Origin of the sequence: Bacillus sp. AFS040349 (assembly GCF_002577655.1) — a bacterium.
Classification (GTDB): domain Bacteria; phylum Bacillota; class Bacilli; order Bacillales; family Bacillaceae; genus Metabacillus.
In genome coordinates, this window is sequence record NZ_NUMC01000105.1 from 1 (window position 1) to 26,049 (window position 26,049).

A 26,049-nucleotide genomic window follows, 5' to 3' on the forward strand; every position below is an offset into this window, starting at 1 on the left:
ACAAAGGGTACATTTTAAATTGAGTCGCCCTTTTTAATTAAGCTAGAATATGATATCCGGAATCAACATGTAGGTTTTCACCAGTCATTCCTCTTGATAAGTCACTGAATAAGAATAGTGCTGTATCTCCCACTTCTTCTGGTGTTGTTGTACGACGAAGTGGTGAACGTTCTTCAATGTCTTTTAAGATTGAGTTGAAGTCACTGATTCCTTTGGCAGAAAGTGTACGTATTGGTCCAGCTGAGATTGAGTTAACACGAATCCCATCTTTTCCTAGGTCGCTTGCTAAATATCTAACACTTGCTTCAAGGGAAGCTTTTGCCACACCCATCACGTTATAGTTTGGTAGGACTCTTTCTCCACCTAGGTATGTTAATGTTACAATGCTTCCGCCTTCTGTTAGAAGACCTCTTGCCTCTTTAGCCACAGCTGTTAATGAATAAGAGCTGATGTTTTGCGATAGTAAGAAACCTTCACGAGTTGTGTTTAAATACTCACCTTGAAGCTCTTCTTTGTTCGCAAATGCGATACAATGAGCAATACCGTGAATCACACCAACTTGCTCTTTAATTGTTGAGAAACATGTTTTGATTTCTTCATCATTTGTAATATCACAAGGTATTACAAGGGATTCGCCTTCTAAAGACTCAGCAAGGTCACGAACTGACTTCTCTAGACGTTCACCAGCATATGTAAAAATTAATCTTGCTCCAGCATTATGTAAAGAACGGGCAATTCCCCATGCAATACTACGTTTATTTGCTACTCCCATTACGACGATATTACGTCCTTTAAGTGATAAATCCATGTACATCCTCCTTAAATTAATACATGTTATTAGTACCTGGTTATAATTATAGCATTGATATCACAAAAGCGCTATTTCATAATTTCCATTGTTAAGACTTTTTCTATTGTATCGAACAAAATGCTTGTGTGGCATCTTTTGGTGACATAGCCTGGCTGATCGCACTGATGATTGCCACCCCATTTGCACCTGAATGGTAAACCTCACTGGCATTTTCTAATGTAATTCCACCAATTCCTACAATCGGCAAATGAATAAAGCCAGCTTCTCTTATTTGCGTAATAAGGAATGGCCCTACTACATCATGTGCATCTTTTTTTGTTTTCGTTGAGAACATTGGGCCGACTCCGATATAATCGGCTCCTTCAGCTACTGCCTTTTTCGCCTCCTGAACAGAATGTGTTGAAATTCCAATCCATTTGGTTGATCCTATCCTTTTTCTTGTGTAGAAAGGATCACTATCATCTTGTCCAATATGAATTCCATCTGCATTAAGTTCCAATGCTAAGTCAATATCATCATTCACAATAAATGGAATTCTATTCTTTTCACATAGCATTTTTAATTTTTTTCCTAAATAAACTTGTCCTTCACCTACTAAAGCTCCTTCGCCCTTCTCTCTATATTGAAACATCGTAATGCCACCCTTTATGGCCTCAGACAATGTTTTTTCCGGATCAAAGTTAAGACAATTCACAGATCCCATTACAAAATATACTTTTAGCGCTTGAGATACGTTCATTTTTTGCGCTCCTTTTTTGGTGGTGCCTGGCACCACCCGAATTTTGTCGATTAAACCCAAAAGGACTGACTCGAGCTATAACAGTTGCTACCTGTCATTTCTCATCTGTGAGTCAGTCCATAATCTTCATTTATACGGTTGTTATGTTGTTTTTCTTGAAAGCCCAATGATTGGTTGGACCGTGTCCCCCACCAATGCCTAATTGATCTTCAATTGCGGCTTGAATAAAGGCTTTTGCGGTTTTCACAGCTTCACGTACACTCTTCCCTTTACTAATTTCAGCAGTGATTGCAGCTGCAAATGTACAGCCGGTACCATGAGTATGTTTTGTTTCTTTTCGTACACCTTCGAACGTATCAAAACTCTGTCCATCATATAACAGGTCAATAACCACTTCACCGTTAGGATCATGACCACCTTTAATCATGACGAACGTTGCACCAAGATCAAACAGCTTTTTAGCTGCCTCTTTTTTTTGCTCAAACGTTTCAATCTTCATACCTGTTAACACTTCCGCTTCAGGGATATTTGGGGTAATCACTTTAGCCAACGGCAATAAGGAGGTAATCAAAGCCTCTACAGCTTCTTCTTGTAATAATGATTGCCCGCCTTTTGCGATCATAACAGGATCAACAATGATATTTTCCCAATTATAATAACGAATTCGCTCAGCAACAAGCTGAATCATTTCAGCATTAAAAAGCATGCCAGTTTTGACAGCATTTGGTTGTAAATCTACGGCAACTGAATCAATTTGAGTTTTTAACGCTTCTATTGTTAAAGGATAAACTCCTTGGACACCAAGTGTATTTTGAGCTGTAACAGCAGTGATTGCTGTCATACCAAATACTCCAAGCTCTTGAAATGTTTTTAAGTCCGCTTGGATGCCTGCTCCTCCTCCAGAGTCCGATCCCGCAATTGTTAAAGCACGAGATACCGTCATTTTATATCCTCCTTGCTACCCTATGTAGCGATGATAAATCTTCTTCGCTTCAGAAATATCTTTTGTTCCGTGAATCAGGGCACGACCGTCCTTAAATAGAACGATTCTGTGTTCACCAAACGTAAATGACATAAGAAATGGATTTTCTAAAAAAGCATCTGCGATCGGCTTTATACGCTCGGCAATTTGCTCAAAAGAAAATTGTTTACCTGAACTCGGTCTAATTTGCACAGTATCTCTTCCGCAAAGCACAGCTGCCTTTGTTTCCATTTCAGCTGTTAAGTAAGGAAAGACTGGATCACTACCACAAGTTGGGCATGCATCATTTTTCAATCGATCCATATTAATCGAAGAATATTGATTTTTCCATAAATCAAATGATACAAGCTTACCGCGCAAGTTTTCCATATCAGCTACGAGTATTTTTAGTGCTTCTGCTGCTTGATGTGAAGCAACCATACTAACAATTGGTGAGATCACCCCGACTGTGTCACAGGTCATTCCATCAAATGGGATATGCTTTAGTAAGCAATGTAAACAAGGTGTTTCGTTAGGAATAATGGTGAAAGATAAACCATAGCTTCCAACACACCCACCGTAAACCCACGGAATATTATTTTTTATTGAAAGATCATTAATCAATAATCTTGTTTCAAAGTTATCTGTTGCATCAATGATTACATCTACACCTTCGGCAAATTCCTCTATGTTTGCAGATGTTACATCTTCTACATATGAAATAACCTCAACCTCTGAATTTATTTTTTCAAGATGCTGCTTTGCTGCAACAGCTTTAGGAATCCGATTTATCGCATCATCTTCTATATAAAGCTGTTGTCTTTGCAAATTGCTCCATTCAACATAATCTCGGTCAACAATTGTTAATTTTCCAATACCCGCACGTGCAATCATTTCAGCACTAGCCGTTCCTAATGCACCTGCTCCAACAATCAATACATGTTTTTTTCGTATATTATCTTGACCCTTTTCTCCAATTGGAGTAAATAGCATTTGTCTTGAATAGCGTTCCATTAAGTCGTAATCATTCCTTCTGTTGGACTACTTGCAATAGCATAGTCTTTTTTAGCTATTCTACCAGCTTCATACCCTAGTCTTCCAGCTTCAATCGCTAGCTTCATCGCAACCGCCATTTTCACTGGATCTTTAGCAGCCGAAACAGCTGTGTTTAATAGAACTCCATCTGCACCAAGCTCCATTGCTAATGCTGCATCCGCTGGTGAACCAATTCCTGCGTCAATAATGACAGGCACTTTAGATTGCTCAATAATAAATGATAAATTAAGAGGATTTAAAAGTCCCTGACCAGAGCCAATTGGAGATGCTCCCGGCATAATAGCGTGAACACCTAGCTCTTCTAATCTTCTAGCAAGCACAACATCATCTGATGTGTATGGTAAAACGATAAAGCCCTCTTCTAAAAGCATTTCACTTGCTTTTAATGTTTCAACTGGGTCAGGTAGTAATGAACGATCACAGCCAATAACCTCAACTTTAATCATGTCACATAAGCCTGATGCTTTTGCTAGCTTAGCAATTCTCACTGCTTCTTCAGCTGTTTTAGCTCCTGCTGTATTTGGTAGCAGTGTATATTTTGAAACATCTAATTGTTCTAAAAAGTTAGGCTGTGATTCTTCAAAAATATTCATACGGCGTACCGCAAACGTTAAGATCTCAGCTTCTGATTGTGCAACTGCTTCCTTTTGAACTTCAAATGAAGGGTATTTTCCTGTACCTAATAATAATCTTGATTGAAATGTTTTATCTGCAATTTTTAACATAACATCATCCTCCTCCTACAAAATGAACTAATTCAATTTCATCACCATTTGAAATGGTTGTGTTTTCGTATTGATCTTTTAAAACGATTTCGCGGTTATGCTCGACAATAACAAGTCGATCTTCTAGCTTGTAAAACGCCAGTAGATGTTGAATTGTTTTAACATCTTGCTTTAAATCAACAAGTTCACCATTCAATTTAATACTCATGAAATCACCTCGCTGTTTGAGTAAGCTTTCTCGTTAAAGAAAAAGCATGAACATACTCTTCGTTTTGCTTTCTTTTTAAAATAAGATCTCTAATCATTGTTCCTGTTTTAGGGGCAAGCAAAATTCCATTTCGATAATGTCCTGCTGCAAAGTAGATGTTCTCATCAAGAGGATGCTGTCCAATATAAGGCTTTCCATCATCTGATTGCGGCCTTAATCCAGCCCAAGTATCTATCAATTTAGCAGAAGTAATACTTGGCATCATCGGAGTAATTTTTTCGATTAAAGACTGAATTCCACCAAGAGATGGAGTTGTACTCCAATCATTCTCAACCATTGTGGCCCCTACCACAAACCTTCCATTACCCTTCGGAACGATGTAACAATGATCATAGAAAAGAGTCTTTTTCAGATCTAAGTGGTCTCCTTGAACAGAAAGACATTCACCCTTAACTGGCTTCATACTGACATCAAGTCCTAATTGTTTAAAAAAGTGACCACTCCATACTCCATTCGCTATGACTACTTTGCTACAAAGATAATCTCCTTGTGGTGTTGATAGCGTGTATTCATTCGTAGCTGTTTTCTTAATAGAATGAACAGGTGTATTTTCTTTAAAGGTTGCTCCTAGTAAACTAGCAGATTTCGTAAATGCCGCACATACATGTATAGGAGAAACATGACCATCTTCTGGTATATAGAGCGCTCCTACGATCGAATCAGAAACATGTGGTTCATTTTGTAAAACTGTTTCTTTCGTGTGCCATTCTAATGTTTCGTAGGTATCAACAGCTTTCTTCAAAACTTTCGCTTCATTTTCTGTCATTGCTAGCTTATACATTCCTTTGTCAACTAGCTGAATATCTATCTGTGACAATTCTGAAAGTTCATCACGCAAAATGTGATAGTGTCTTTGGCTTTCTTTCGCAAACTGAAAAAAAGCATCATTGTTTTCCAATTCAGAATTTGCACCAAGCATGCCTGCAGCTGCACATGTAGCACCTGTACCACCTTTATGGCTATCTAATACAAGAACGGAGATTCCCTCTTTTGCAAGCTGATAAGCAATTGACTGTCCAATAATACCACCGCCAACAATTCCTACATCATATTGTTTTTGCATGGTAACCCCCCTCTTTTAAAGTGGTTAAAGCTCCGATTGGATCACTGGTCCCCATAACATAGGACATAACAGCAACACCATCAACGCTTACGTTGTTAAGCAACTTAATTGTATTAGGAGTAATGCCTCCAATCGCAATAACTGGAATGGTAATGTGCTCACAAATTTCAGCTAATTGTTCTACACCCCTTGGAGGTAATGCTGCTTTTGAATTTGTTTCAAAGATGTGACCAAATAACAGGTAATCAGCTCCCGCTTCCTCACATCGTAAAGCTTCTTCTAGCGAATGGACGGACCTTCCAATTCTTACGTGTGAATCAAAAGCTCTTACTACTTCAACAGGAAGGCCGTGTCCTGGTAAATGAACATTAGGGATATTATGTAATAAAGCAACATCAAGTCGATCATTGATCACAAGTTTTTCCTTCGGTACACCCCGCTGAAGCAAATTTGACACAAGTAACATGATGTCTGAAGCCGTTTTTTGTTTTTCCCGGATATGAATATAATCCACATCTTGATGGAGCATCGTAAGTTTCACTGTTAATTCATTTACCGTTTGCTTGCCATCTGTAATGACATGAAATTCCACTTTTTTCACCTTAATTCTTAGATAGTAAAGTTTTATAAGACGCAAAAAACCACTTTCCAATAGGGAAAGTGGTTTACATACACAAATAACCATGCTGTAGCCACTTCCCTACGCTGGTATCATCCAGATCAGGTTATAAGGGTCTTAAAGTCACACTTTAATCTCAGCCTCTATTTAAGGCTCCCCTAGCGGTTGTTTTGTTTCTCTCGTATTTACTTATTTCTATCATACCAAATGTTTGGAAACTTTCAAGAGTAAGATACCCTGATGTTTTTTAATTGATAAAAATTATATCAATTCCAACTCATGTTTAAGTTCATTTACATATTCTCTAGAGCCCGTCACAATTAGACGGTCTCCTAATTTCAGGTCTGTATCTCCATGTGGAACAATCGAATCTTTGCCTCTGAAAATACGGACAAAAATAATGTCTCCTGTAAACGGAAAGTTTCGTAGCAGGATGTTATCGTATTTTGCATTATTTAAGTTAATTTGATATAGAGTTGTTTCCTGATTTGTTAAGATTCTCATGACACTTGGCGCTTCAATTAAAGCACGAAGCATCGTTTTTGTTGAAAGAAGTGTAGAGAAAATATCAATACCTTCATCCTTTAATTGACTTGCTAAATCAGGTGAAGCCACACTGGCAATCACTCGGTCAACTTGCTCATTTTTTGCAGATAAGGCTATATCGGCATTTCGTTGTTCATCACCAGTAGCCACAACGATTAAGTCTACATCAAATGCGTTTTGTTCTTTTAATGTTTCAACCTGAAAATTATCAATTTCTCTAATTTCAAACAATGATTCAGAGATTTGTTTATCAATTTTATCTTGTTGAATATGATAAACCGTTGTTTCATAAAGATCTTGGTTTAGCTCTCTCGTAACAGGCAGTGACATTTGATTGGCACCAATAAAGGCAACCTTGATTTTTGTTGGCTTGCCATCGCTTTTTGGGAAGAGCTTTTTAAAGAAAATCGGAGTTACTATACTTGTAATAACAGCAACTAAAATAAGTGCACCTGACATTTCAGCTGTGATAATCTCCATTCTTTCCCCAATCGTAGCAGCAGCAATCACTAGAGAAAGCGTTGATGTTAAGAGAAAACCAGCTGCAAGTGTTGTTTTGCCATCATACCATCTTTTCAAATAATAAACAGGCAAAACCTTAGAAATCAGAAGTGCGATAAATAATAATGGAATAAGCAGGAAGATTTTAGGGTCTTTAAACAATGCCCAAATATCTAAATCAACTCCAACCATTACAAAGAAAATCGGAATAAGAAATCCATATCCGAAAGAATCAAGCTTTTGAACCATTTCTTTGTTAGGAGATAATAGCGAAACTAGCACACCTGCTAAAAAAGCTCCTAAAATATTTTCGGCACCAATTGTTTCGGAAATGGCCACTAATAAAATAATTAAGGTAAAAACAGCTCGTGTTCCAATTTGAATCGTCCCTTTTGACATTGTTTCGATGAATGAACGATTCATAAATGTTTTTCCTAAGAAATAGAGCCCAACACCTGCTCCAAATAGAACTAATAACAACCAGGTATTGTTGTCTCCACCACCATAAATGGAAGCAAAAACAGCAAGAAGCACCATTGTGACTAAGTCAGCTATAACAGCCACAAGTAAAATAATTTGACCAATATTTGATTTCATAATTCCTGCATCTTTTAATGTAGGAACTACTACCCCTAGAGAAATAGTCGAAATAATTAAGGTCATTAAAAACGCGTTATCCATTAACCCAATCCATACAAAGATGTAGGATAATAATAAGGATAGAGCAAAGATCCCTACAAATATGATGAGTGATACGAAAAACGCATTAGGTGCACCCTTACCCGAAGGAAGCTTTTCCTTTTTCTTTCCTCCTGCAAAAGCTGTAAAGTCTATTTCAAGACCACTAAGGAACATCAAGAAAATAAATCCAAGCATTGATAATGTCTCAAGCCACATATCCTGGTGGACAACATCAAAACCACTTTTTCCAATAATTAACCCAACGATAATTTCGGCTACGACGACTGGCATAAAGTTTAGCTTTAGTCGATGTAGCAAAATAGGGGTTAGAAATGCTGCGAGAATAACAATAACTAATGAAGTTACAGATGCTCCATGCATCGTATCCCTCCTTTATCTTAAATTCATGAACATATAAAAGTTAGTAATTCCAGCGAAGAATGTATACCTTCTATCATATACAACCTAGAACATAACTTGTAACAATATGCTCTAAAGCTGGAAACTAGTTAAATTAAATATTGCATAAACAATGTCGCCATACCAAAATAAATTAAAATACTAATAATATCATTTATAGTTGTAATAAAAGGACCAGATGCAACAGCCGGATCCACCTTCAATTTATGCATAATTAATGGAATAAAGGCACCAGAAATCGTCGCTACAGTTAGTGTAGCCAAAATTGAGATACCTACTAGTGCACCTAAAAATAGATCCCCTTGCCATACAAAAACAACAACAGTCACAACCGCACCACAAATGGCCCCTGTTATTAAACCTGTACCTGCCTCCCGAACGATCATCTTACTAAGATTTTGATCTTCAGTATCACCAAGTGAAATTCTTCTAACAGCAACGGCTAAAGCCTGTGTTCCTGTGTTTCCTGCCATACCGGCAATTAAAGGGATAAACACGGCTAAAATAGCAACTTTCTCTAATGTTGCTTCAAATCGACCAATTAAACTTGCTGTAAACATTCCAAGAAATAATAATATAATTAACCATGGCAATCTTTTTTTGGCAGCAGAAAACGGTCCTCTATCAGTGGAGTCAACGTCAGATACCGCAGCAAGCTTTGAATAGTCATCACTTGCTTCTTCATCAATAACATCGACGATATCATCAACAGTGATAATTCCTAGCAGATGTCCTTGAAAATCAACGACTGGGAGTGCAAGGAAGTTATAGTCTTTCATTTTTCTTGCAACTTCTTCTTGATCTTCCGCAACACTTACCGAGTAAACACGTTCATTCATAATATCTGAAATCATCGTGTCAGGCTCACTAATAATTAAATCTCTTAACGAAATAACACCAGCAAGCTTCTCATCTTCACCAACAACGAATACATAATAAATCGTTTCAGCATTAGGAGCTTCTTTCTTTAGTATTTGCATGGCAGAGTGCACCGTTTGATGAGCGTGAATGGAGATATACTCCGTTGTCATGATACTTCCAGCTGTATATTCTTCATAATGAAGCAATTCTCGAATTTCTTCAGCTGCTTCATCATCCATAATCGTTAAATAGCTTGCTACCTGATCTTTATCAAGCTCATTTAAAACGTCAACAGCATCATCTGCATACATCTGTGCAAGCATTTGTGCAGCAAACGTTGGATCCATTTCTGATAAGTAAGTTTGATACAGACCATCTTCATCTTCAATATTTTCAAAGACCGCTGCCATTTCTTCTGGAGAAAGAAAATGATAAACAGTCTGGCGATCTTCTGGGTCAAGCTTAATAAAAAAGCTGGCCTGGTCGTAAGGATGCTGCTCTAAAAACACGGAACGAAAATCATCCATATTTTTCTGAGTAAGTGCTGTAAGCAGCGTTCCTTCTTCAAGCTCAACTTGTTCTCTTTCTTCTGACAAAGTCTGTTCCTCCTCTCTTTGCCAAATATATTAAGGAAAACAAACGAATTTCCGACAAATACTTGAGTATTTCTACATATTGCGATTCATATTATAATAACTATAATATTCTATATGCATTTATTGAAGCAATAAGATGAACATTATTTACAAAAATAAAACATTTCCTTTTAGAGAGTTTTCTTCCATCAATTGTTTTATATTCTGGACCAGAAGTTAACTATCATCTAAAATTCACCCTAAGAATACAGCCATTATGAAATGGATCCTTTGCAAATCGTTCACAATCCATTAAGATGGTTAATGATACAATGACTATATAGAAAATTTCAAGTTTAACGATTTAGAAAGGGATCGACTATGACAAACGAAAAATCCCCACAACAACAAATAGATTACACATTAATTTTTATCATGTTTTTATTAGCTATCGTGAGTTCATTTGCGATAAACAGTGCTGAATCCACCCTTCCAGAAACACTAAAGGGTATAAATTTTTCAATGAAACAAATTCAATGGTATATTATCGGAGCATTTGCTGTTGTCGTTACTATGCTGATTGATTATGACCGATTTAAGCAGCTAGCCTGGTATTTATACGGCTTTGGTTTACTCCTTTTACTAGGTCTAGAAGTTTTACCACAAGGTATTGTTCAAACAATTAAAGGAGCAACAAGCTGGTATAGAATTGGTCCATTAGGAAATTTTCAGCCTTCGGAATTAATGAAAATTATTATTATCATTGTCTTGAGTAAGATTATTACAGATCATCGTGAAAAATACCCTAAAAATACATTAGCAGATGATTTTCTCTTAATTGGAAAAATTGCTGCAGCTGCAGCTCCGCCTGTCCTTCTTTTAATAAGACAGCCGGATATGGGAATGACAATGGTCTTTTGTGCGATAATCGGATCGCTTATTCTAATCTCAGGAATTCAATGGCGAATTATTGTTACAGCAGCCTCTACTTTTTTAATCGGAGCCGGAACGTTTATTTTCATCTTTATTAAATATCCTGATTTTTTCTTAAAATATATTTTACGCGGAGAAGAATATCAGCTAGATCGATTTTACGGATGGCTTAATCCTTGGGAATATTCTGGTGAGCAAGGATTTCAGCTTGTTAAATCTTTGCTAGCTATTGGATCGGGTGAATTACGTGGAAAAGGCTATCAAAATCTAGAAGTTTATTTACCTGAGGCACATACCGACTTTATCTTTGCGATTATTTCAGAGCAATTTGGATTTATTGGCGGTAGTATTGTTGTTTCATTGTTTTTCTTACTTATTTATCGCATGATTCATATCTCTCTAGAAAGCAATGATCCGTTTGGCAGCTTCTTATGCACAGGTGTTATTGGTATGATTACATTTCAGGTTTTCCAAAATGTAGGCATGACGATTGGGCTACTCCCAATTACAGGTCTGCCATTGCCATTTGTTAGCTATGGTGGAAGCTCTCTTGCCACTTATATGGTTGCTATCGGAATTGTTCTAAATGTCCGTTCACGAACAAGAAAATACATGTTTGACTAATCGAAGTGGTACCCTTATAAATAGGGTACTTTTTTTTACACTTTGACAAAGAGGCGATACATATGAAAATTGATGTTATTGGCGATATACATGGATGTTTTCGTGAATTTGAGGAGCTAACAAAAAAAATGGGCTATAACTGGACAACTGGAATTCCCATTCATCCTAATGATAGAAAGCTTGCATTTGTTGGGGATTTGACCGATCGCGGGCCTGAATCTATAAAAGTAATTGAGGTTGTCTACCAGCTTGTTCAAAAAGAAGGCGCACATTATTCTCCTGGCAATCACTGCAATAAGCTGTACCGTTACTTTCTTGGAAACAAAGTTCAAATTACTCACGGTCTTGAAACAACAGTAGCAGAATACGAGGAATTACCACCTAAAAAGAAAGCTGAAGTGAAAAATCAGTTTAAGTTTCTATATGAAGCAGCACCTCTTTATCAAATTCTTGATAACGGGAAGCTAATTGTTGCTCACGCTGGAATTAGGGAAGATTATATCGGAAAAAATTCAAATGCCGTTAAAACCTTTGTTTTATATGGAGATATTACTGGTAAAAAGAACCCTGATGGAACACCTGAACGTCGTGATTGGGCTCAACATTATCAAGGAAAGGCAATGATTGTTTATGGTCATACTCCTATTAAAGAGCCTAAACGAGCCAATCGAACGATTAATATTGATACTGGAGCGGTGTTTGGTAACAAGCTTACAGCATATCGTTACCCGGAAGATGAAGTGATCTCTGTTGAATCAAGCCTTCCTTATGATGAGTCACGGTTTCGGGAAAAGTAAAACGGATGAATGGCACAAAATTTTAATACCTATTTTTTATAGAAAAAAAGCTTCATCAATTAAGGGAAGTAATCCGATACTGTTGATAAAACCTAAAATATCAGTTGAATGATCATATAGCATGACAAATAACATATGTAAAACGCTTGGGTGTAATACCCAAGCGTTCTGTTTTTGATATCGTCTTGTTCAACTAAAACATATCATAAACGATTTGAAAAAGGGAAAGATGATAAATGGAGGTGTAAACATTGAGTAAAGAAAGGAATATCCCATACTATCTATTAAACAACAGCACTATAATTGGGTTAGTTCTATTACCCTTTGCCATCGTAAAACGTTCATTTAAAGATTGGGTAATTGTTTATCTAGTAAGCATTATAGGTAATTACTTTGCTGATAGTTATTTGGTATCAAAAGGGTATATAAAATACAAAAATAAGCTTTTTAAAAATGTTAAAATCCATTTACCTTTTGACTATATTCATTATCCCTTGTTGTTACTTTACTACAACCAATGGACACTTAACAGCAGACCAATTGGTATTTTTTTAAAAGCAATCATATTAATAACCCCTCAAATCATCTTAGAAACTTTAGCCGAAAGAAAAACAAAATTAATAAGATGGAAAAAAGGGTGGAGTTGGTATCACTCATTTCTAAGCATGATATTAAAACTGTTACTCTGCAGAAGTATCATTGCAATTATTAGAATAATAAACAAAGGGAAGATTTCTGTTTAATAAATAGAGAACCACTTTATTTTCTCCTTTGTTTTTTCAAACATGGACAAGGACAACCTATTCCCCTTCTTTCACTAACCTGCCGTTAGTTCAAGAACATTCCTTCATAAGCTCTAAAATTAATTTAACATAAAATCACAATGACAAAACTGATACAATAAAAATTCAACGTTGCAAATGGCAAAGCTATTAGCAAGTGACAACAGCTATTGTCGCGTTATATCGGTTGTGATTTTGTGTATGCAAATTCGAGTGTGTATATCTTATATCGTTGTTATATAGGTAAAAACGACTACAGACCAAATCTACGCGATTTGGTCTGTTAACTATTTTATGCTTCTTTCAACCGAAAAACGGACCTACTTACGCTTAAGATGAATCCTTTTCGCTAATTTCTCCATATCTTCCGGAAGTTTCGCTTGAAAACAAAGATCTTTTTCTAACAAGGGATGCCAAAATGATAGCTCTGAGCTATGTAAGGCTTGCCTATTAATATCTAGTTGATTTCCACCGTATAACGTGTCTCCACATAAGGGATGTCCTATTGATGAAAGGTGAACCCGAATTTGATGAGTTCTCCCCGTTTCTAACACTAACTTTACATGTGTTCTATCTTTGTAGGAGCGAAGCACTTGAAAATGTGTGACAGCACTCTGGCCATCGTCACATACCTCTCTCTCAATAATACTGTCTTTTTTTCGTCCAATAGGACTTGATATCGTTCCTTTTTGCTCCTCCATCACCCCATGCACAAAAGCTTCATACGAACGATGAATACTTTTACTTCTTTGCATATCTGAAAACAACGAATGAGCAAAACGATGCTTCGCAATTAACATCAACCCAGAGGTATCCTTATCCAAACGATTTACGATATGAATGGTGGAAGGAATATGATGCTCCTCATAATAATGAATTAACCCATTTGCTAATGTTCCCCTTACATGATCTCTCGATGGAATTGATGGTACAAAAGGAGGTTTATTAATAACCAAACAATGCGAATCTTCATATGCGATGCTAAAGGGAACTTGATCTGCCACAAGTCCTGACCCCTTTTCTTCCTTTGGAAAAATCACGGTTAAAAAATCATCTTTTTTTAACTGATATCGAACTGTAACATGACGATCATTCACGAGGATCTCTCCGCCATGAAATTTTATATCCGTTAAAGCTCGCTTTGATATTTTTTTCTCTTTCACAAAATCTAAAACGAGCTTCCCATCATCTTTTGATGTTATTTTCCACTCTAATTGAAATGTTGACTCCATTAACGATCTGTATCTCCAACAAAAGAATCACGAACTCTTTTCCAGAAAGGAAATGGCTTAAAGCGGGCAAAACGTACGTTTTCATTTGCCACACGACATTGAATTGATTTCACATCTTTATGTAACAGAGTAAGATGATCGATTGTAATCTGAAAGTCAACATCATTAACAGGTTTCAGCATACATGTATGATGTTCAGGCAAAATTAACGGCGATCCGATTGTACGGAAAACACGATTGTTGATAGAAGCCATTTCCGCCAACTGAATGGCACGTAAAGAAGGATGTAAAATTGCCCCACCTAATGCTTTATTGTAGGCTGTACTGCCTGATGGTGTAGAAATGCATAAGCCATCACCACGGAATGTTTCAAACATTTGCCCTTTAATCTCAACGTTCATGACAAGTGTTCCTTCAATACTTTTCACTGTACATTCATTTAGCGCTAGATACCTAGCCTCTCTTCCCCCGTCATTATGACGAATAATCACCTCTAAAATCGGGTATTCAACAATTTGATACGGAGTTTTAGCAATAGCAATCACAAGCTTTTCAATTTCTTCTGGAACCCAATCAGCATAAAACCCAAGATGCCCTGTATGCACCCCAATAAAGGCAGTTTTGTCTAATCTGCTTCGATAGCGATGAAAGGCGTATAAAAGGGTACCATCACCACCTACAGAAATAACAATATCCGGCTGATCTTCATCGTAATCCAGTTGAAAATCCAATAAGTAGGTTTTCATTTTTTGCATGATTGAATTAGAAACCGGATCTCCCTTGGATGATATGGCAAATTTCATAAAAATTACCCCTTTATCGTTTAAATTTAAAATCTCTGATCGATTTTATTTTTTGTCCGTCTTTCGTGAGAAAATAGCTTGGGCTTCTTGAATTTCCCCTCTAATTTGGGACATCTCCTCATCAAGTGAATATGCTGCTTCTGCTGCCCTTTTTAATCTTACTTTAATATTATCAGGAATATTTCCGCTATATTTATAATTTAACGAGTGTTCGATTGTCGCCCAAAAATTCATTGATAATGTTCTAATTTGAATTTCAACAAGTAATTTCTTTTCCCCAGATATTGTTTGTACCGGGTATTTTGCAACTAGATGATAAGAACGATATCCACTATCTTTTTGTGAGGTAATATAATCTCGTTCCTCAATGATCTCCAAATCATTTCTGCTTTTTAACATATTTACAACAAAACGAATATCATCAACAAATTGACACATCATTCGAATTCCCGCGATATCTTGTAGACCTTCCTCTATGTTCTCAAGGCTAATGTTTTTCCGCTTCGCTTTATCTAAAATACTGGCAATCGGCTTCACGCGACCAGTTACAAATTCAATTGGTGAATGTGAATGTTCAAGTTCATATTGCGAGCGTATTCCTCGTAATTTCACCTTTAATTCCTCAACTGCTTGGTTATAAGGAGCCAAAAATGACTTCCATTGTTCACCTTCCATATGCATCCCCCTAACACGACCACCTGTTGCTGTTCCAATAGACATGTTCCTATCATTAAAGCACTGTGAAACTAAGTTATTGAAATAAAGCCTAAGAGCCTCACCAACGTGTAAACGCTAGACTATGCTAAAGCAAAAATCTCAACAACTTTGTTTTCCATTTCTTCACCATAGTTTGCATTATCTTTGATGTTCTCTAACAAATAACTTAATTCATCTATAAGGTTAACTAGCTCAATCTGCTCATTGCTTAATTTTAGTTCTATCTTTATCTCTTTATCCAATGCTTCCTTTAAGTGTGGCCAAATACTGTCAGGTAAACTAGCATAGACAAATTCATCACCAGACTCTAATATGTAAATAAACGCTAAATGATCCGAATCAACAAGCATTTGTCCTTTCGCTTCTACATCCTGTAGTGAAGTTGGAGTTTCTGTTGCTTCTAATATAAGTATGTTGTTTTCTAATGTTGCTTTATTTAATTCGATTCTAGTATTCATAACTATCTCCTTCCATTACAATCCAAGATTATTTTACCATATTAAAAAGTCACTTGATAACATTGCGGTCTATTTAAATTCAAGAGATAATAGAAAGAGATCGTTTTTTGTCTTACGCTAAACTATTTGATAAGAGAGGTCTATCCTAAAATGTCACAAGAAATTGAAATAGAATTTAAGAATCTTCTAACAAAAGATGAATATTACAAAATAAAAGAAACATTTAAAATAGAGGAACATGATTTTTTCGAGCAAGAAAATCATTATTTTGATACACCTGAATTTTCGTTAAAAGCAATCGGAGCAGCTTTGCGAATAAGAAGAAAGCAAAATAAATTTGTTATGACTTTAAAAGAACCTGCTACAGTTGGCTTACTCGAAACACATCAAACGTTATCAGACGAAATGGCTGATAGCATGATGAAAACTGGTGAACTCGTAAATGGCGAAGTTGTTGATCGTCTGCTTCAATTAGACATCGATGTTAACAAAATAACTTATTTTGGCTCTTTATCAACACGCCGTGCAGAAAAAAATTATCAAAACGGTTTAATAGTTTTAGATCATAGCCGATATTTAACAGTAGAGGATTATGAGCTTGAATATGAAGCAAAAGATGAAGAAATCGGAAAAAAGGTCTTCCATCAACTTCTACATGACCTTCACATTCCAATTAGACTAACAAAAAATAAGATTCGCCGTTTTTATGAACAAAAATATAGTGAGATGGGGTAAGAATCTTGGATATTAAAGCAAGATATTATAAAACAATGCTTGAACTACAGGCATTGCAAAATTTCAATACAACACCAACCCAAACAAAAGATTCAACCTTTGATACAACTTTTCAGGATTTATTAAAATCTTTTATTAATCCCTCAACTTCAAGTGCAACAACAAATAATTCATCTGTTTTAGCAGATTTACCTAGAATGATCTTAAACTCACCAGTTGTAACAAAAACAACTTCTGTTAAAGAAACATCAGGGCCGATTGCATCTGGCTCTATCGACGAGATTATTCGTCAGGCTGCCACCAAGTACGGAGTAGATGAGAAATTAATTCGTGCAGTTATCAAGCAGGAATCCGGATTTAATCCTACTGCCAAAAGCTACGCTGGTGCAATGGGACTTATGCAATTAATGCCGGCTACTGCCCGCTCTCTTGGTGTAAACGATCCTTACGATGCGGCGCAAAACGTTGAAGGTGGAACAAAATATTTAAAACAGATGCTATCGAGATATAACGGAGATGTAAAACTTGCACTAGCTGCCTATAACGCAGGACCTGGCAACGTTGATAAGTATGGCGGTATACCTCCTTTTAAAGAAACACAAAATTATGTGCGTAAAATCACTTCTACTTTTCATGTATAATGAATTATTTAAAAGAGGCTCTGTTGAGTCTCTTTTTTTGTTTTTAGAACTGTTCTAGACCCCTTTAAATAAACACATACAATAACTCCAATAACATACAATAATGGTAAATATCCCATTATGAGAGCGGTTTGTTTGAGATATATAGAAGTGCTTGTTAAAATGAATTTACATAACGCAAGCTGAAATAGTCATATTATCCTAATAGCTGTGACATTCTTTACTATCTAATTATTCTTCTATTCCAAAAACAAACTTTGCGTTTATTACAATAACATTAGCAATTTGAAAAGGAGATATCAACGTGACGAATCAAAATCTAACACCCTATGAGGCGATAGGAGCAGAAACTCTTTCGCAGCTTGTTGATGCCTTTTATGGACACGTACAAAAACATCCGTTATTGTCTCCCATTTTTCCAGATGATTTAACTGAAACAGCACGAAAGCAAAAGCAATTTCTCACACAGTACTTAGGTGGCCCTCAAGAATACACCGAGGAACATGGCCATCCGATGCTCAGAGCAAGACATCTTCCTTTTGAAATCACACCTTCAAGAGCAAAAGCATGGATTGCTTGTATGGAGAAAGCAATGAAGGAAGTTCAACTCGAGGGGGAAGTAAAGGACTTTCTATTGCACCGCTTAAAACTTACTGCTGAACATATGGTGAACTCACCAGACAGTAAAGAGGGACATCTTGATGGGACATCATGAGAATAAAAACATCTCCCTCTTTTTCTCACATTGTAGTGGTCACCCTGATAAGCCATTGGAAATTTATATGTTTGTTGACCCTTTATGCCCTGAATGCTGGGCATTGGAACCAATCATAAAAAAGTTACAAATAGAATACGGACGCCTTTTCACGCTAAAATATATTATTAGTGGCCGTCTTGCAACACTAAACGTTTCAAAAAGAAAAAAACCTGAAAAGCTTGCACAGGCTTGGGAAAAAACAGGCAGTCGTACAGGAATGTCATGTGATGGAAATGTGTGGCTGAAAAATCCATTATCAAGTCCATACACAGCTTCACTAGCGATAAAATCAGCTGAACTTCAAGGACGAAAAGCAGGTCTTAAATTTATGAGGAAGCTGCAGGAAGTACTATTTATTGAAAGTCAAAATGTCTCAGATGAAGAAATTTTAATTGGAATCGCAAAAGATGTCGGACTTGACGTCAATGAATTCAGAAAAGATCTTCATTCAGAAAGCTCAGCAAAGGCTTTGCAATGTGACTTGAAAATCACTTCTGAAATGGATGTCCAGGAAATCCCTACACTTGCTTTTTTCAGTGAAGAGGTAGAAAGAGAAGGCTTAAAAATAACAGGCATTTATACGTATGATTTATATGTTCAAGTCTTAAAAGAAATGGTGGGCGATGATATTAAGCCTTCCCACACCCCTCCATTAGAAGCATTCCTAGCTCACTACCAATTTGTTGCCACTGCTGAAATAGCATCGGTATATAATATGACAATAGCTGATGTTGAAAAAACATTAAAAAAATTAGTTCTATCTCAAACTGTTGAAAAGGTACAAGCAAAACACGGTACTTTCTGGAGATATATAGGGTAATAATAAAAAGGAATGGTATGACGCCATTCCTTTTTTTGCGTCTGTTGTTGATGGAGCTGAACTTTTACAGGGGCAAACAATTGGTGAAATGACGCTTCTGCGTAAGAGAATTGAGCCCGGGATTATCTAATGAATGCAGCCTCCTGTTTTTCCAGAGCATCTATTAACCAGTTAGGGTGCATATTTAGTAATTCGTTTGGCAAATTAGAAGGTGGAAAGAACTTTATTTCTAAGGATTCTGACTCGTTTACTTCAAGCTCACCACCAGATATAGCCGCTGAAAAATAGGTGGTGATAAAATGAACCACTCGCCCATCTGGATAGTGAAAAACCTGTGAAGCTGGATCAGAATAAACGCCAATGAGCTTATCAACTTCAATATGTAAGCCTGTTTCCTCAAGTACTTCGCGTTTCGCAGCAGCCTCCACCGTCTCACCAGGCTCTACATGACCCGAAGGAATTCCCCATAACCCAACATCTCGTCGTTTTTGCAAAAGCACTCGACCTTCTTCGTCAAAAATAATCACAGCAACTGCAGGATGTATACTTGTTACTTCCATTGTTACGAGCTCCCTTCCCTCTTAAAACCTGATTTGATTTGATACTACTAGAATAGCAGAGTTATAAGAGAGCTGGCGAGGATGAAATGAGGGGGAGGGTGTGCAAGGAGGCCGTTACTTTATAAGGAGAATGCTCATGTTTTTATGTATTTCATGGATTTGTTTACGATATAGGGTTTATTTCTATTAAAATATAAGTGATTTCCCTCTAATTAGTTGATTGTTTTGGGTCTTAACCGCAATTTTAATAGGTTTATCCGCGGGTCTTGAGGTCTTATCTTCGGTTTCGAGTGGTTTATCTTCGATTTCGAGTGGTTTATCTTCGATTCTTGAACTTTTATCTTCGATTTGGGACGGTTTATCTCCGATTCTTAGACTTTTATCTTCGATTGCGAATGTTATCTCCGATTCTTGAACCTTTATCTTCGATTTTGGACGGTTTATCTTCGATTCTTAGACTTTTATCTTCGATTGTGAATGTTATCTCCGATTCTTGAACCGCTATCTTCGATTTTAAACGGTTTATCTTCGATTCCTGAACCTTTATCTTCGATTTTAAACGGTTTATCTCCGATTCCTGAAACTTTATCTACGATTTTAAACAATTTATCTTCGATTCCTGAACCTTTATCTTCGATTTCAAACGGTTTATCTCCGATTCTTATTTTCGAGGCAAAATAAAAAGACCCCATACAAAGTAAAGGGTCTTCTTTTTATGTCTTAACGACAACAAAGGGGATGGGAGAAATTTTTCACGGTCAAACAAAGGGGTAAATGTTTGTTTGTGATTAATTTCACATCTATAATATATCAAAATATGTCGACTATTGACAAGTGCGATACTTCTTTTTCACAAAAATGTCACAAAACCTATTATCTTAGAATAATTTCTACTTATATTGTTTTGTGCTTAAAAAGAACTCGTCTCAACTTAATGGATAATGTAGAAGATAAAAACATATACAATAATAAATAGAAAATAGACAAGGAGGATATATGTGAAGCTAAGATGGATTGTATTGCTCACAGTGCTTACGATTGTGTTATTCTTCATTAATGTATTAGGGTTCATGAATCTTGTCCCTCTTTATATCACATCTCCATTATTATTGATCTCAATTTTTGTTACACTTTATTTTATTAATCATAGGAAAACGTTTAGAGGCTTTTAATGGAAAAAGGAATGTGCACATAAATGGCACATTCCTTTTTCATGTAGCTTAATTATTGTTTAACCTTAGCCAATAGCTCTTCCATTTCATTTAATTTCTCTTCAAACACTTTACATGCTTCTTCAATTGGTGCTGAAGATGTCATATCAACACCGGCTTTCTTTAAAACTTCAATCGGGTAATCTGAGCTTCCTGCTTTTAGGAATTCTAAGTAACGATCAACTGCAGGTTGACCTTCTTCTAAAATCTGGTTACTTAGAGCTGTTGCAGCACTGTAGCCTGTAGCATATTGATACACATAATAATTGTAGTAGAAATGTGGAATTCTAGCCCACTCTAAGCCGATTTCTTCATCTACAACAATGTCATCACCAAAATACTTTTTGTTAAGATCATAATATGTTTTAGTTAGTAATTCAGGTGTTAACGACTCACCTTCTTGTGCCTTTTGATGAATAATATGCTCAAACTCAGCAAACATTGTTTGACGGAAAACAGTTCCTCTAAATCCTTCAAGGAAGTGGTTTAGTAAGTACAAACGTTTTTTCTCATCATCAATTGTATTTAAAAGGTAGTGATTTAATAAAGCTTCATTAGCCGTTGATGCAACCTCCGCTACGAAAATGGAGTAATTTCCATATGTATATGGTTGCTCTTTGCGCGTATAGTAGCTGTGAACAGAATGTCCAAACTCATGCGCAAGTGTAAATAAATTATTTACATTGTCCTGCCAATTCATGAGGATGTATGGATTTGTTCCATATGCTCCTGATGAGTAGGCACCGCTTCTTTTTCCTTTATTTTCATGAACATCAACCCAGCGGTTTTCAAAGCCTTCTTCTAAAATCGAGATATATTCATCACCAAGTGGCTGAAGTCCTTTTAGAATATAATCTTTTGCTTCATCATAGGTAACGTCCATTTTGACGTCCTTAATAAGAGGTGTATAAAGATCATACATATGAACTTCATCAAGGTTTAGTACCTCTTTACGAAGCTTCACATAGCGCTGAAGAAGATCTAAATGATCATGAATAGTACTAACTAGGTTTTCATAAACAGATTCAGGTATGTTATCACTGCTTAATGCAGCTTGTCTTGCAGATTCATAATTTCTTACCTTTGCACTGAAATTATCTTTCTTAACGGTTCCACTTAATGTACTAGCAAATGTATTCTTAAAATCACCATACGTTTTATATACGGCTTTAAATGCCTCTTCACGTACTCTACGGTCTTCGCTTTCTAAAAAGCGGATATAGCGGCCATGAGTAATTTCAACCTCTTCTCCGTTTTCATCTTTAATTGTCGGGAATGTTAAATCGGCATTGTTCAGCATTCCGAATGTATTACTTGCAGCGCCTAAGACATCTGATGCTTCTGCTAATAGCTCTTCTTTTTCAGCAGAAAGAACATGTGGACGTTGGCGATTGATTTCATCAAGAGCATGTTCATACAGCTTCAGTTCTTCTTTTTCTTCTAAAAATTGCTTTATCTTCTCTTCATCAATTGAAAGAATTTCAGGAACAATGTAAGAGCTTAAACTAGAAGCCTGTGTATATAAGCTTTTTGCACGATCATCTAGTGCCTGGTATTTGGAGTTTGTTGTGTCCTGGTCGTATCTCATATGTGCGTATGTATAAAGCTTTCCTAAACGCTCCATTACACCATCTTGATAAGAAAGTGCTTCATAGAGTGTATTGGCACTTTCACTTAGTTTTCCTTTGAATTCAGCCAACTTAGGTAAAGCTGCTTGTATTTCTTTGTACTCTTTTTCCCAAGCTTCATCTGTTTCAAAAATGTCCTCAAGTCTCCACGTGTCTTCTGTTTTTATTTCATTTCTAGAAGGTAATTTTTTCACTGCCGCTTGTTCTGACATACCATTTCCCCCTTTTAAATTAATGGCGTATGCGGAGCTTGTATTCATTGAGCTCATGAGTGTTAATGCCGTCATAATTGATAGCATTTTTTTCTTGTTCATACCCATCCCTCCCGAAGTTTTTTCTCCGCATGAGCCAATTAAAAATCTTTCCCAATATAATCGAAAGGATTTTCAGATGGATATGTTTGATTGTTACTACCTCTATCTTCACCCTGTGTAGCTTCTTTTGTCAAATAGTAAGCAGCTGCACCTACTCCAAGCATAGATGCCATAAATAAAACTGGATTACGTTTACGCTTTTTATTAAACATATGATCACCTCTTGTTGTTAATATCTCCCTTTTAATGTGTTCAAAAAAATAATTGCTATACATCATCCTCGTTTTAGCTCTTTCATTAACTCTTCATCCTGGTTTAGTAATTCATCAATAGTTATTACCCAATTAGTTGTCTGCTGTTTTATATATATATGGTGTTCTACCTTAGTGATAAAAGATAACTCTGAGAGCTTTTCAAGGTATTCATAAATAACTTGGGAATAGTGTACATTTATTTGTGGCAGAACCCGAACCGAGAGTAATCGATCTTTTACCTTTTTTTTGGTTCTTTCATAAATATAATGAAAGGTAAAGGTAGAGTTTAAAGGTACTTCATCAATAAACGTCATCACCCATCCTTGCCATACAAAGACAGGTGATTCTATTAAGTAGTTGAATTTAAGGGGTAGAAATGCGTGTGATGGAAGATAAAGAAGAGAAGTGTGCTTTGTTTGATATAGGAATTGATTTAGAGTACTGGCTTGCTTCGTAGTAAATGGAAAAGGCTTTAAGCGAAAAGTTCTAACTTTATGAAACCAATTTTCATAAAAATTTATGGGACAAAACTGCGGTTTTATTAACTGCGTAAACGATATTGTTTCTTTAGGAATAATTGACTGGTTGGCAAAAACAACTTGAGAAGAAAATGGGATGATAGTTCTTATAATGATAAACGCTTTTATATTAGAACAATAGGCATAGATCATAAGTGAGCCATCTTCCATTTTACTTGTAAAACGCCATTGAAACTGTGAGAGTTGAAATGATCTTTCTCCTGTTCTTTTGAGTAACTTCCCACCTAGAATCCATAGAAAAGGAATATTTGCTTTTTTATACATAACAGATCTCTTTTGAAGTATGTTTAAGTCAATTGGTGAGCATTGATACTCTATTGCTAGGGTTTGTTGATGATCGTTGATTAAAAGGTCTGGACGCTGCTTAATATCCGTTATAAAAGGTTCTAGTTCCACATGTATAACATTTTCATCTATTTGAAGCCAATCATATAATTCAAGCTTTCCTCTCATATGATACTGACTTTCAGGTCCTCCCTTACTAGACGGACAGTCAGAGTGCTTTTTATGAGCAAAGTGTGCTGATATGATTGAACCAATTTTTAAATCTAATTCGTTCTGACATTGAGGGCAAATAAAAGTGCTGTTTTCTCTTATCTTTCTTAACCTTTCAATTGTCCACTTTTTCTCTGCTACATTAAGTTGATTACCTCTTTGATCATTTGCTACAAACAAAAGCTTCCTCTCCTTTTTCTTTTTATTATCCACATAAAGAGAAATAGGACAAATCGTGAAAATTAAATTTTAGATCATAAAAAAAGAAAAAGCGCTGACCAATTAGGCAGCACTTCTTTCTAACTATAATAATGGCGACATAAGGCGTGCCGCTGATTCAAAAAGCTTTATAGCAAAAGACCGCTTCGCAAACTCTTCCATAATGATTTCTCTCGATAGATCAATATCATTCATATAGGCATCTACAAGTTTTTGTGTACTTCCAGTTCTATATAGAAATGCATTTACCTCGAAATTCAAGTGAAAGCTTCTCATGTCCATGTTCGCTGTTCCAATGGATGCAAGTTCATAGTCAACAATAACAATTTTACTGTGTAAAAATCCTTTTTTATACTCGTATACTTTAACACCTGCATCTAGTAGCTCTGGGAAATAAGATCTTGAAGCATGGTAAACAATCTTTTTATCGGGACGTTCAGGTACTAGCAGTCTTACGTCAATTCCGCTCAGTGCAGCCACCTTTAAAGCCGTTAGAATATCTTCATCAGGAATAAAATATGGAGATGCGATCCAGATTGACTCTTTGGCAGAAATAATCATCGAGAAGAATAAATTTTTAATAACATCCCACTTATTATCAGGACCACCGGCAATTAACTGAACTCCACCCGTTTCTTCCAAATCATCAGAGTTAGAGCTTAAGTAAGATTGAAACAACAGCTTTTTGTCTGTCATATAATACCAATCCTGCAAAAAGATCATTTGTAGAGTTCGAACAGCTTCACCCTTAATTAAAAGGTGGGTGTCACGCCAATATCCAAAGTAAGTATCCTTACCTAAGTATTCATCGCCAACATTTAAACCACCGACAAAACCCACTTCCCCATCTATAACAATAATTTTTCGATGGTTACGAAAATTAATTTTATTATTCAAAAAAGGAATCCGAACAGGCAGAAACGGAACCATTTCAATCCCAGCTTTCCCCATACTTCTAATGTATTCCTTGGAAAGCTTCCAACTTCCAACCGCATCATATAAAAACCTAACTTCAACACCCTCTCGAGCTTTTTCAATTAAAAGGTTTTTCAATTCATTTCCGACCTGATCATGACGGACAATATAATACTCAAGATGAATATGATGCTTGGCTTTTTTCAACTCACGAAAGATATGATCAAATGTTTCAATACCATCTGTTAAAGCCTTTGTTTTTGTAGCAAATGATATAGGACTATGTCCTAAACGATGGGCTAGTTTAAACAATAATTGCTGATGATTACCCATTCGATTGATTTTATCTTGATATGAATGATGGTTACCCTCAATTTCTAAAAATGCTTTTTCATCCAACAGCGCTTTTTTATCAAATAGACGTCTTTTCCTTATATTTCTTCCAAAAAATAAATAAAAGAAAAATCCAACTAATGGAAAACCACCTAAAACAACCAACCATGTAATAGTATGAGACGGATGTCTATTTTCAAGGAAGATCACAACACATATAAAGATAATTGAGAGTGTAAAAAGAACACTTACAGAACCAACAATCCAATCTCCCCAAAGACTTTTCGTTATTAAGATAATGGAAGCAATTAATGTGACAAATAATAGTATTCTGAATGTAAACTTCATTAGTTTCACCTGACTTATTTTTAGTCTTACTTCCCTTCATTCAAAAAAACGAAACATTGAGTCATCCTTTTGTCTTCACATGTCTCACTATTTTGTTACTTCGGCCTT

Annotated in this window: 28 protein-coding genes and 1 riboswitch; of the genes, 8 read left to right on the plus strand and 20 right to left on the minus strand. The window is 36.1% G+C overall.

What is annotated here, in order from left to right; translation table 11 throughout:
- Positions 1–37: 37 nt before the first annotated feature.
- From fabI to mgtE, 10 genes are all read right to left on the minus strand, one after another.
- Positions 38–808, minus strand: a complete 771-nt coding sequence (gene fabI / locus COD11_RS20195) for an enoyl-ACP reductase FabI (protein WP_098798671.1) — start codon at positions 806–808, stop codon at positions 38–40.
- A gap of 103 nt (positions 809–911) precedes the next feature.
- Entirely contained in the window at positions 912–1,550 is a 639-nt protein-coding gene (thiE, locus tag COD11_RS20200) for a thiamine phosphate synthase (RefSeq protein WP_098798672.1), read from the minus strand.
- Positions 1,551–1,680: 130 nt separating this feature from the next.
- Entirely contained in the window at positions 1,681–2,493 is an 813-nt protein-coding gene (gene thiD, locus COD11_RS20205) for a bifunctional hydroxymethylpyrimidine kinase/phosphomethylpyrimidine kinase (protein WP_098798673.1), read from the minus strand.
- Positions 2,494–2,508: 15 nt separating this feature from the next.
- Positions 2,509–3,525 carry a thiazole biosynthesis adenylyltransferase ThiF gene (locus COD11_RS20210; protein WP_098798674.1) on the minus strand — a complete coding sequence of 339 codons (1,017 nt, stop codon included), beginning with the start codon at positions 3,523–3,525 and terminating at the stop codon, positions 2,509–2,511.
- On the minus strand, positions 3,525–4,292 hold the full coding sequence (locus COD11_RS20215) for a thiazole synthase (protein ID WP_098798675.1): 768 nt from the start codon (positions 4,290–4,292) through the stop codon (positions 3,525–3,527). Before COD11_RS20215 ends, COD11_RS20210 begins: the two co-directional genes overlap by 1 nt.
- 4 nt (positions 4,293–4,296) lie before the next feature.
- Positions 4,297–4,500: a sulfur carrier protein ThiS gene (gene thiS / locus COD11_RS20220; RefSeq protein WP_098798676.1), complete on the minus strand. Its 204-nt coding sequence runs from the start codon at positions 4,498–4,500 to the stop codon at positions 4,297–4,299.
- Between the two features lie 4 nt (positions 4,501–4,504).
- Entirely contained in the window at positions 4,505–5,623 is a 1,119-nt protein-coding gene (gene thiO / locus COD11_RS20225) for a glycine oxidase ThiO (protein WP_098798677.1), read from the minus strand.
- Entirely contained in the window at positions 5,607–6,215 is a 609-nt protein-coding gene (locus COD11_RS20230) for a thiamine phosphate synthase (protein ID WP_098798718.1), read from the minus strand. Before COD11_RS20230 ends, thiO begins: the two co-directional genes overlap by 17 nt.
- 88 nt (positions 6,216–6,303) lie before the next feature.
- Positions 6,304–6,412, minus strand: a riboswitch (TPP riboswitch).
- Between the two features lie 91 nt (positions 6,413–6,503).
- On the minus strand, positions 6,504–8,351 hold the full coding sequence (locus COD11_RS20235; protein WP_098798678.1) for a monovalent cation:proton antiporter family protein: 1,848 nt from the start codon (positions 8,349–8,351) through the stop codon (positions 6,504–6,506).
- Positions 8,352–8,479: 128 nt separating this feature from the next.
- Positions 8,480–9,847: a magnesium transporter gene (gene mgtE / locus COD11_RS20240; RefSeq protein ID WP_098798679.1), complete on the minus strand. Its 1,368-nt coding sequence runs from the start codon at positions 9,845–9,847 to the stop codon at positions 8,480–8,482.
- A 360-nt stretch (positions 9,848–10,207) separates the two neighbouring features.
- On the opposite strand from mgtE, the gene COD11_RS20245 reads away from it, so the two are divergent.
- The 3 genes from COD11_RS20245 (at position 10,208) to COD11_RS20255 (ending at position 12,923) form a co-directional block, all read left to right on the plus strand.
- On the plus strand, positions 10,208–11,383 hold the full coding sequence (locus COD11_RS20245) for an FtsW/RodA/SpoVE family cell cycle protein (RefSeq protein WP_098798680.1): 1,176 nt from the start codon (positions 10,208–10,210) through the stop codon (positions 11,381–11,383).
- 62 nt (positions 11,384–11,445) lie between these two features.
- Positions 11,446–12,180 (plus strand): bis(5'-nucleosyl)-tetraphosphatase PrpE, encoded by a 735-nt coding sequence (gene prpE, locus COD11_RS20250; protein ID WP_098798681.1) that lies wholly within the window; start codon positions 11,446–11,448, stop codon positions 12,178–12,180.
- Between the two features lie 251 nt (positions 12,181–12,431).
- Positions 12,432–12,923, plus strand: coding sequence for a CBO0543 family protein (locus COD11_RS20255; RefSeq protein ID WP_098798682.1), 492 nt, complete (start codon positions 12,432–12,434; stop codon positions 12,921–12,923).
- Positions 12,924–13,282: 359 nt separating this feature from the next.
- On the opposite strand, the gene COD11_RS20260 is transcribed toward COD11_RS20255, so the two are convergent.
- The 4 genes from COD11_RS20260 to COD11_RS20275 all read right to left on the minus strand — a co-directional run bounded on the left by COD11_RS20260 (position 13,283) and on the right by COD11_RS20275 (position 16,172).
- Positions 13,283–14,194: an RluA family pseudouridine synthase gene (locus COD11_RS20260; RefSeq protein ID WP_098798683.1), complete on the minus strand. Its 912-nt coding sequence runs from the start codon at positions 14,192–14,194 to the stop codon at positions 13,283–13,285.
- Positions 14,194–14,997: an NAD kinase gene (locus tag COD11_RS20265; protein ID WP_098798684.1), complete on the minus strand. Its 804-nt coding sequence runs from the start codon at positions 14,995–14,997 to the stop codon at positions 14,194–14,196. The genes COD11_RS20260 and COD11_RS20265 overlap by 1 nt, the downstream gene beginning before the upstream one ends.
- A 45-nt stretch (positions 14,998–15,042) precedes the next feature.
- Positions 15,043–15,672, minus strand: coding sequence for a GTP diphosphokinase (gene yjbM, locus COD11_RS20270; protein WP_098798685.1), 630 nt, complete (start codon positions 15,670–15,672; stop codon positions 15,043–15,045).
- A gap of 122 nt (positions 15,673–15,794) precedes the next feature.
- On the minus strand, positions 15,795–16,172 hold the full coding sequence (locus COD11_RS20275) for a UPF0738 family protein (RefSeq protein WP_098798686.1): 378 nt from the start codon (positions 16,170–16,172) through the stop codon (positions 15,795–15,797).
- A 150-nt stretch (positions 16,173–16,322) separates the two neighbouring features.
- Here COD11_RS20275 and COD11_RS20280 point away from each other — a divergent pair, with 150 nt between their 5' ends.
- The 4 genes from COD11_RS20280 to COD11_RS20295 all read left to right on the plus strand — a co-directional run bounded on the left by COD11_RS20280 (position 16,323) and on the right by COD11_RS20295 (position 19,125).
- The gene (locus COD11_RS20280; protein WP_098798687.1) at positions 16,323–16,907 is read left to right on the plus strand and encodes a CYTH domain-containing protein; all 585 of its coding nucleotides are present in this window, start codon (positions 16,323–16,325) and stop codon (positions 16,905–16,907) included.
- Between the two features lie 11 nt (positions 16,908–16,918).
- Entirely contained in the window at positions 16,919–17,548 is a 630-nt protein-coding gene (locus tag COD11_RS20285) for a lytic transglycosylase domain-containing protein (protein ID WP_416635768.1), read from the plus strand.
- Positions 17,549–17,852: 304 nt separating this feature from the next.
- Positions 17,853–18,263, plus strand: a complete 411-nt coding sequence (locus COD11_RS20290) for a globin domain-containing protein (protein ID WP_098798688.1) — start codon at positions 17,853–17,855, stop codon at positions 18,261–18,263.
- The gene (locus COD11_RS20295; RefSeq protein ID WP_098798689.1) at positions 18,250–19,125 is read left to right on the plus strand and encodes a ClpXP adapter SpxH family protein; all 876 of its coding nucleotides are present in this window, start codon (positions 18,250–18,252) and stop codon (positions 19,123–19,125) included. The genes COD11_RS20290 and COD11_RS20295 overlap by 14 nt, the downstream gene beginning before the upstream one ends.
- A 122-nt stretch (positions 19,126–19,247) precedes the next feature.
- Here COD11_RS20295 and COD11_RS20300 read toward each other — a convergent pair whose 3' ends face one another.
- Together COD11_RS20300 and COD11_RS20305 are read right to left on the minus strand one after the other, a co-directional pair.
- Entirely contained in the window at positions 19,248–19,685 is a 438-nt protein-coding gene (locus tag COD11_RS20300; RefSeq protein ID WP_098798690.1) for an NUDIX domain-containing protein, read from the minus strand.
- A 461-nt stretch (positions 19,686–20,146) separates the two neighbouring features.
- Entirely contained in the window at positions 20,147–20,377 is a 231-nt protein-coding gene (locus tag COD11_RS20305) for a hypothetical protein (RefSeq protein WP_098798691.1), read from the minus strand.
- Between the two features lie 321 nt (positions 20,378–20,698).
- Here COD11_RS20305 and COD11_RS27035 point away from each other — a divergent pair, with 321 nt between their 5' ends.
- Complete coding sequence (locus COD11_RS27035; RefSeq protein ID WP_098798720.1) at positions 20,699–20,857, plus strand: hypothetical protein; 159 nt, start codon at positions 20,699–20,701, stop codon at positions 20,855–20,857.
- A 52-nt stretch (positions 20,858–20,909) separates the two neighbouring features.
- Here the strand turns inward: COD11_RS27035 and pepF are convergent, their stop codons facing one another.
- The 4 genes from pepF to cls form a co-directional block, all read right to left on the minus strand.
- Positions 20,910–22,736: an oligoendopeptidase F gene (gene pepF / locus COD11_RS20315; protein ID WP_098798721.1), complete on the minus strand. Its 1,827-nt coding sequence runs from the start codon at positions 22,734–22,736 to the stop codon at positions 20,910–20,912.
- Between the two features lie 140 nt (positions 22,737–22,876).
- The gene (locus tag COD11_RS27040) at positions 22,877–23,050 is read right to left on the minus strand and encodes a hypothetical protein (protein ID WP_162987558.1); all 174 of its coding nucleotides are present in this window, start codon (positions 23,048–23,050) and stop codon (positions 22,877–22,879) included.
- 62 nt (positions 23,051–23,112) lie between these two features.
- A complete protein-coding gene (locus COD11_RS20325; RefSeq protein WP_176551168.1) occupies positions 23,113–24,306 on the minus strand; it encodes a competence protein CoiA in 1,194 nt (397 codons plus the stop codon).
- 123 nt (positions 24,307–24,429) lie between these two features.
- Positions 24,430–25,941, minus strand: coding sequence for a cardiolipin synthase (gene cls / locus COD11_RS20330; RefSeq protein ID WP_098798694.1), 1,512 nt, complete (start codon positions 25,939–25,941; stop codon positions 24,430–24,432).
- Positions 25,942–26,049: the final 108 nt, after the last annotated feature.

Bases quoted from the DNA above. Each gene is read 5' to 3' on its own strand.
- thiD (WP_098798673.1), bottom strand. From the start codon at position 2,493: ATGACGGTATCTCGTGCTTTAACAATTGCGGGATCGGACTCTGGAGGA.
- cls (WP_098798694.1), bottom strand. From the start codon at position 25,941: ATGAAGTTTACATTCAGAATACTATTATTTGTCACATTAATTGCTTCC.
- COD11_RS20295 (WP_098798689.1), top strand. From the start codon at position 18,250: ATGGGACATCATGAGAATAAAAACATCTCCCTCTTTTTCTCACATTGT.
- thiO (WP_098798677.1), bottom strand. From the start codon at position 5,623: ATGCAAAAACAATATGATGTAGGAATTGTTGGCGGTGGTATTATTGGA.
- COD11_RS27040 (WP_162987558.1), bottom strand. From the start codon at position 23,050: ATGTTTAATAAAAAGCGTAAACGTAATCCAGTTTTATTTATGGCATCT.
- thiS (WP_098798676.1), bottom strand. From the start codon at position 4,500: ATGAGTATTAAATTGAATGGTGAACTTGTTGATTTAAAGCAAGATGTT.
- COD11_RS20215 (WP_098798675.1), bottom strand. From the start codon at position 4,292: ATGTTAAAAATTGCAGATAAAACATTTCAATCAAGATTATTATTAGGT.
- yjbM (WP_098798685.1), bottom strand. From the start codon at position 15,672: ATGGAAGGTGAACAATGGAAGTCATTTTTGGCTCCTTATAACCAAGCA.
- COD11_RS20275 (WP_098798686.1), bottom strand. From the start codon at position 16,172: ATGAATACTAGAATCGAATTAAATAAAGCAACATTAGAAAACAACATA.
- COD11_RS20280 (WP_098798687.1), top strand. From the start codon at position 16,323: ATGTCACAAGAAATTGAAATAGAATTTAAGAATCTTCTAACAAAAGAT.
- thiE (WP_098798672.1), bottom strand. From the start codon at position 1,550: ATGAACGTATCTCAAGCGCTAAAAGTATATTTTGTAATGGGATCTGTG.
- COD11_RS20210 (WP_098798674.1), bottom strand. From the start codon at position 3,525: ATGGAACGCTATTCAAGACAAATGCTATTTACTCCAATTGGAGAAAAG.
- COD11_RS20260 (WP_098798683.1), bottom strand. From the start codon at position 14,194: ATGGAGTCAACATTTCAATTAGAGTGGAAAATAACATCAAAAGATGAT.
- prpE (WP_098798681.1), top strand. From the start codon at position 11,446: ATGAAAATTGATGTTATTGGCGATATACATGGATGTTTTCGTGAATTT.
- COD11_RS20235 (WP_098798678.1), bottom strand. From the start codon at position 8,351: ATGCATGGAGCATCTGTAACTTCATTAGTTATTGTTATTCTCGCAGCA.
- fabI (WP_098798671.1), bottom strand. From the start codon at position 808: ATGGATTTATCACTTAAAGGACGTAATATCGTCGTAATGGGAGTAGCA.
- pepF (WP_098798721.1), bottom strand. From the start codon at position 22,736: ATGTCAGAACAAGCGGCAGTGAAAAAATTACCTTCTAGAAATGAAATA.
- COD11_RS20300 (WP_098798690.1), bottom strand. From the start codon at position 19,685: ATGGAAGTAACAAGTATACATCCTGCAGTTGCTGTGATTATTTTTGAC.
- COD11_RS20305 (WP_098798691.1), bottom strand. From the start codon at position 20,377: ATGGGGTCTTTTTATTTTGCCTCGAAAATAAGAATCGGAGATAAACCG.
- COD11_RS20245 (WP_098798680.1), top strand. From the start codon at position 10,208: ATGACAAACGAAAAATCCCCACAACAACAAATAGATTACACATTAATT.
- COD11_RS20265 (WP_098798684.1), bottom strand. From the start codon at position 14,997: ATGAAATTTGCCATATCATCCAAGGGAGATCCGGTTTCTAATTCAATC.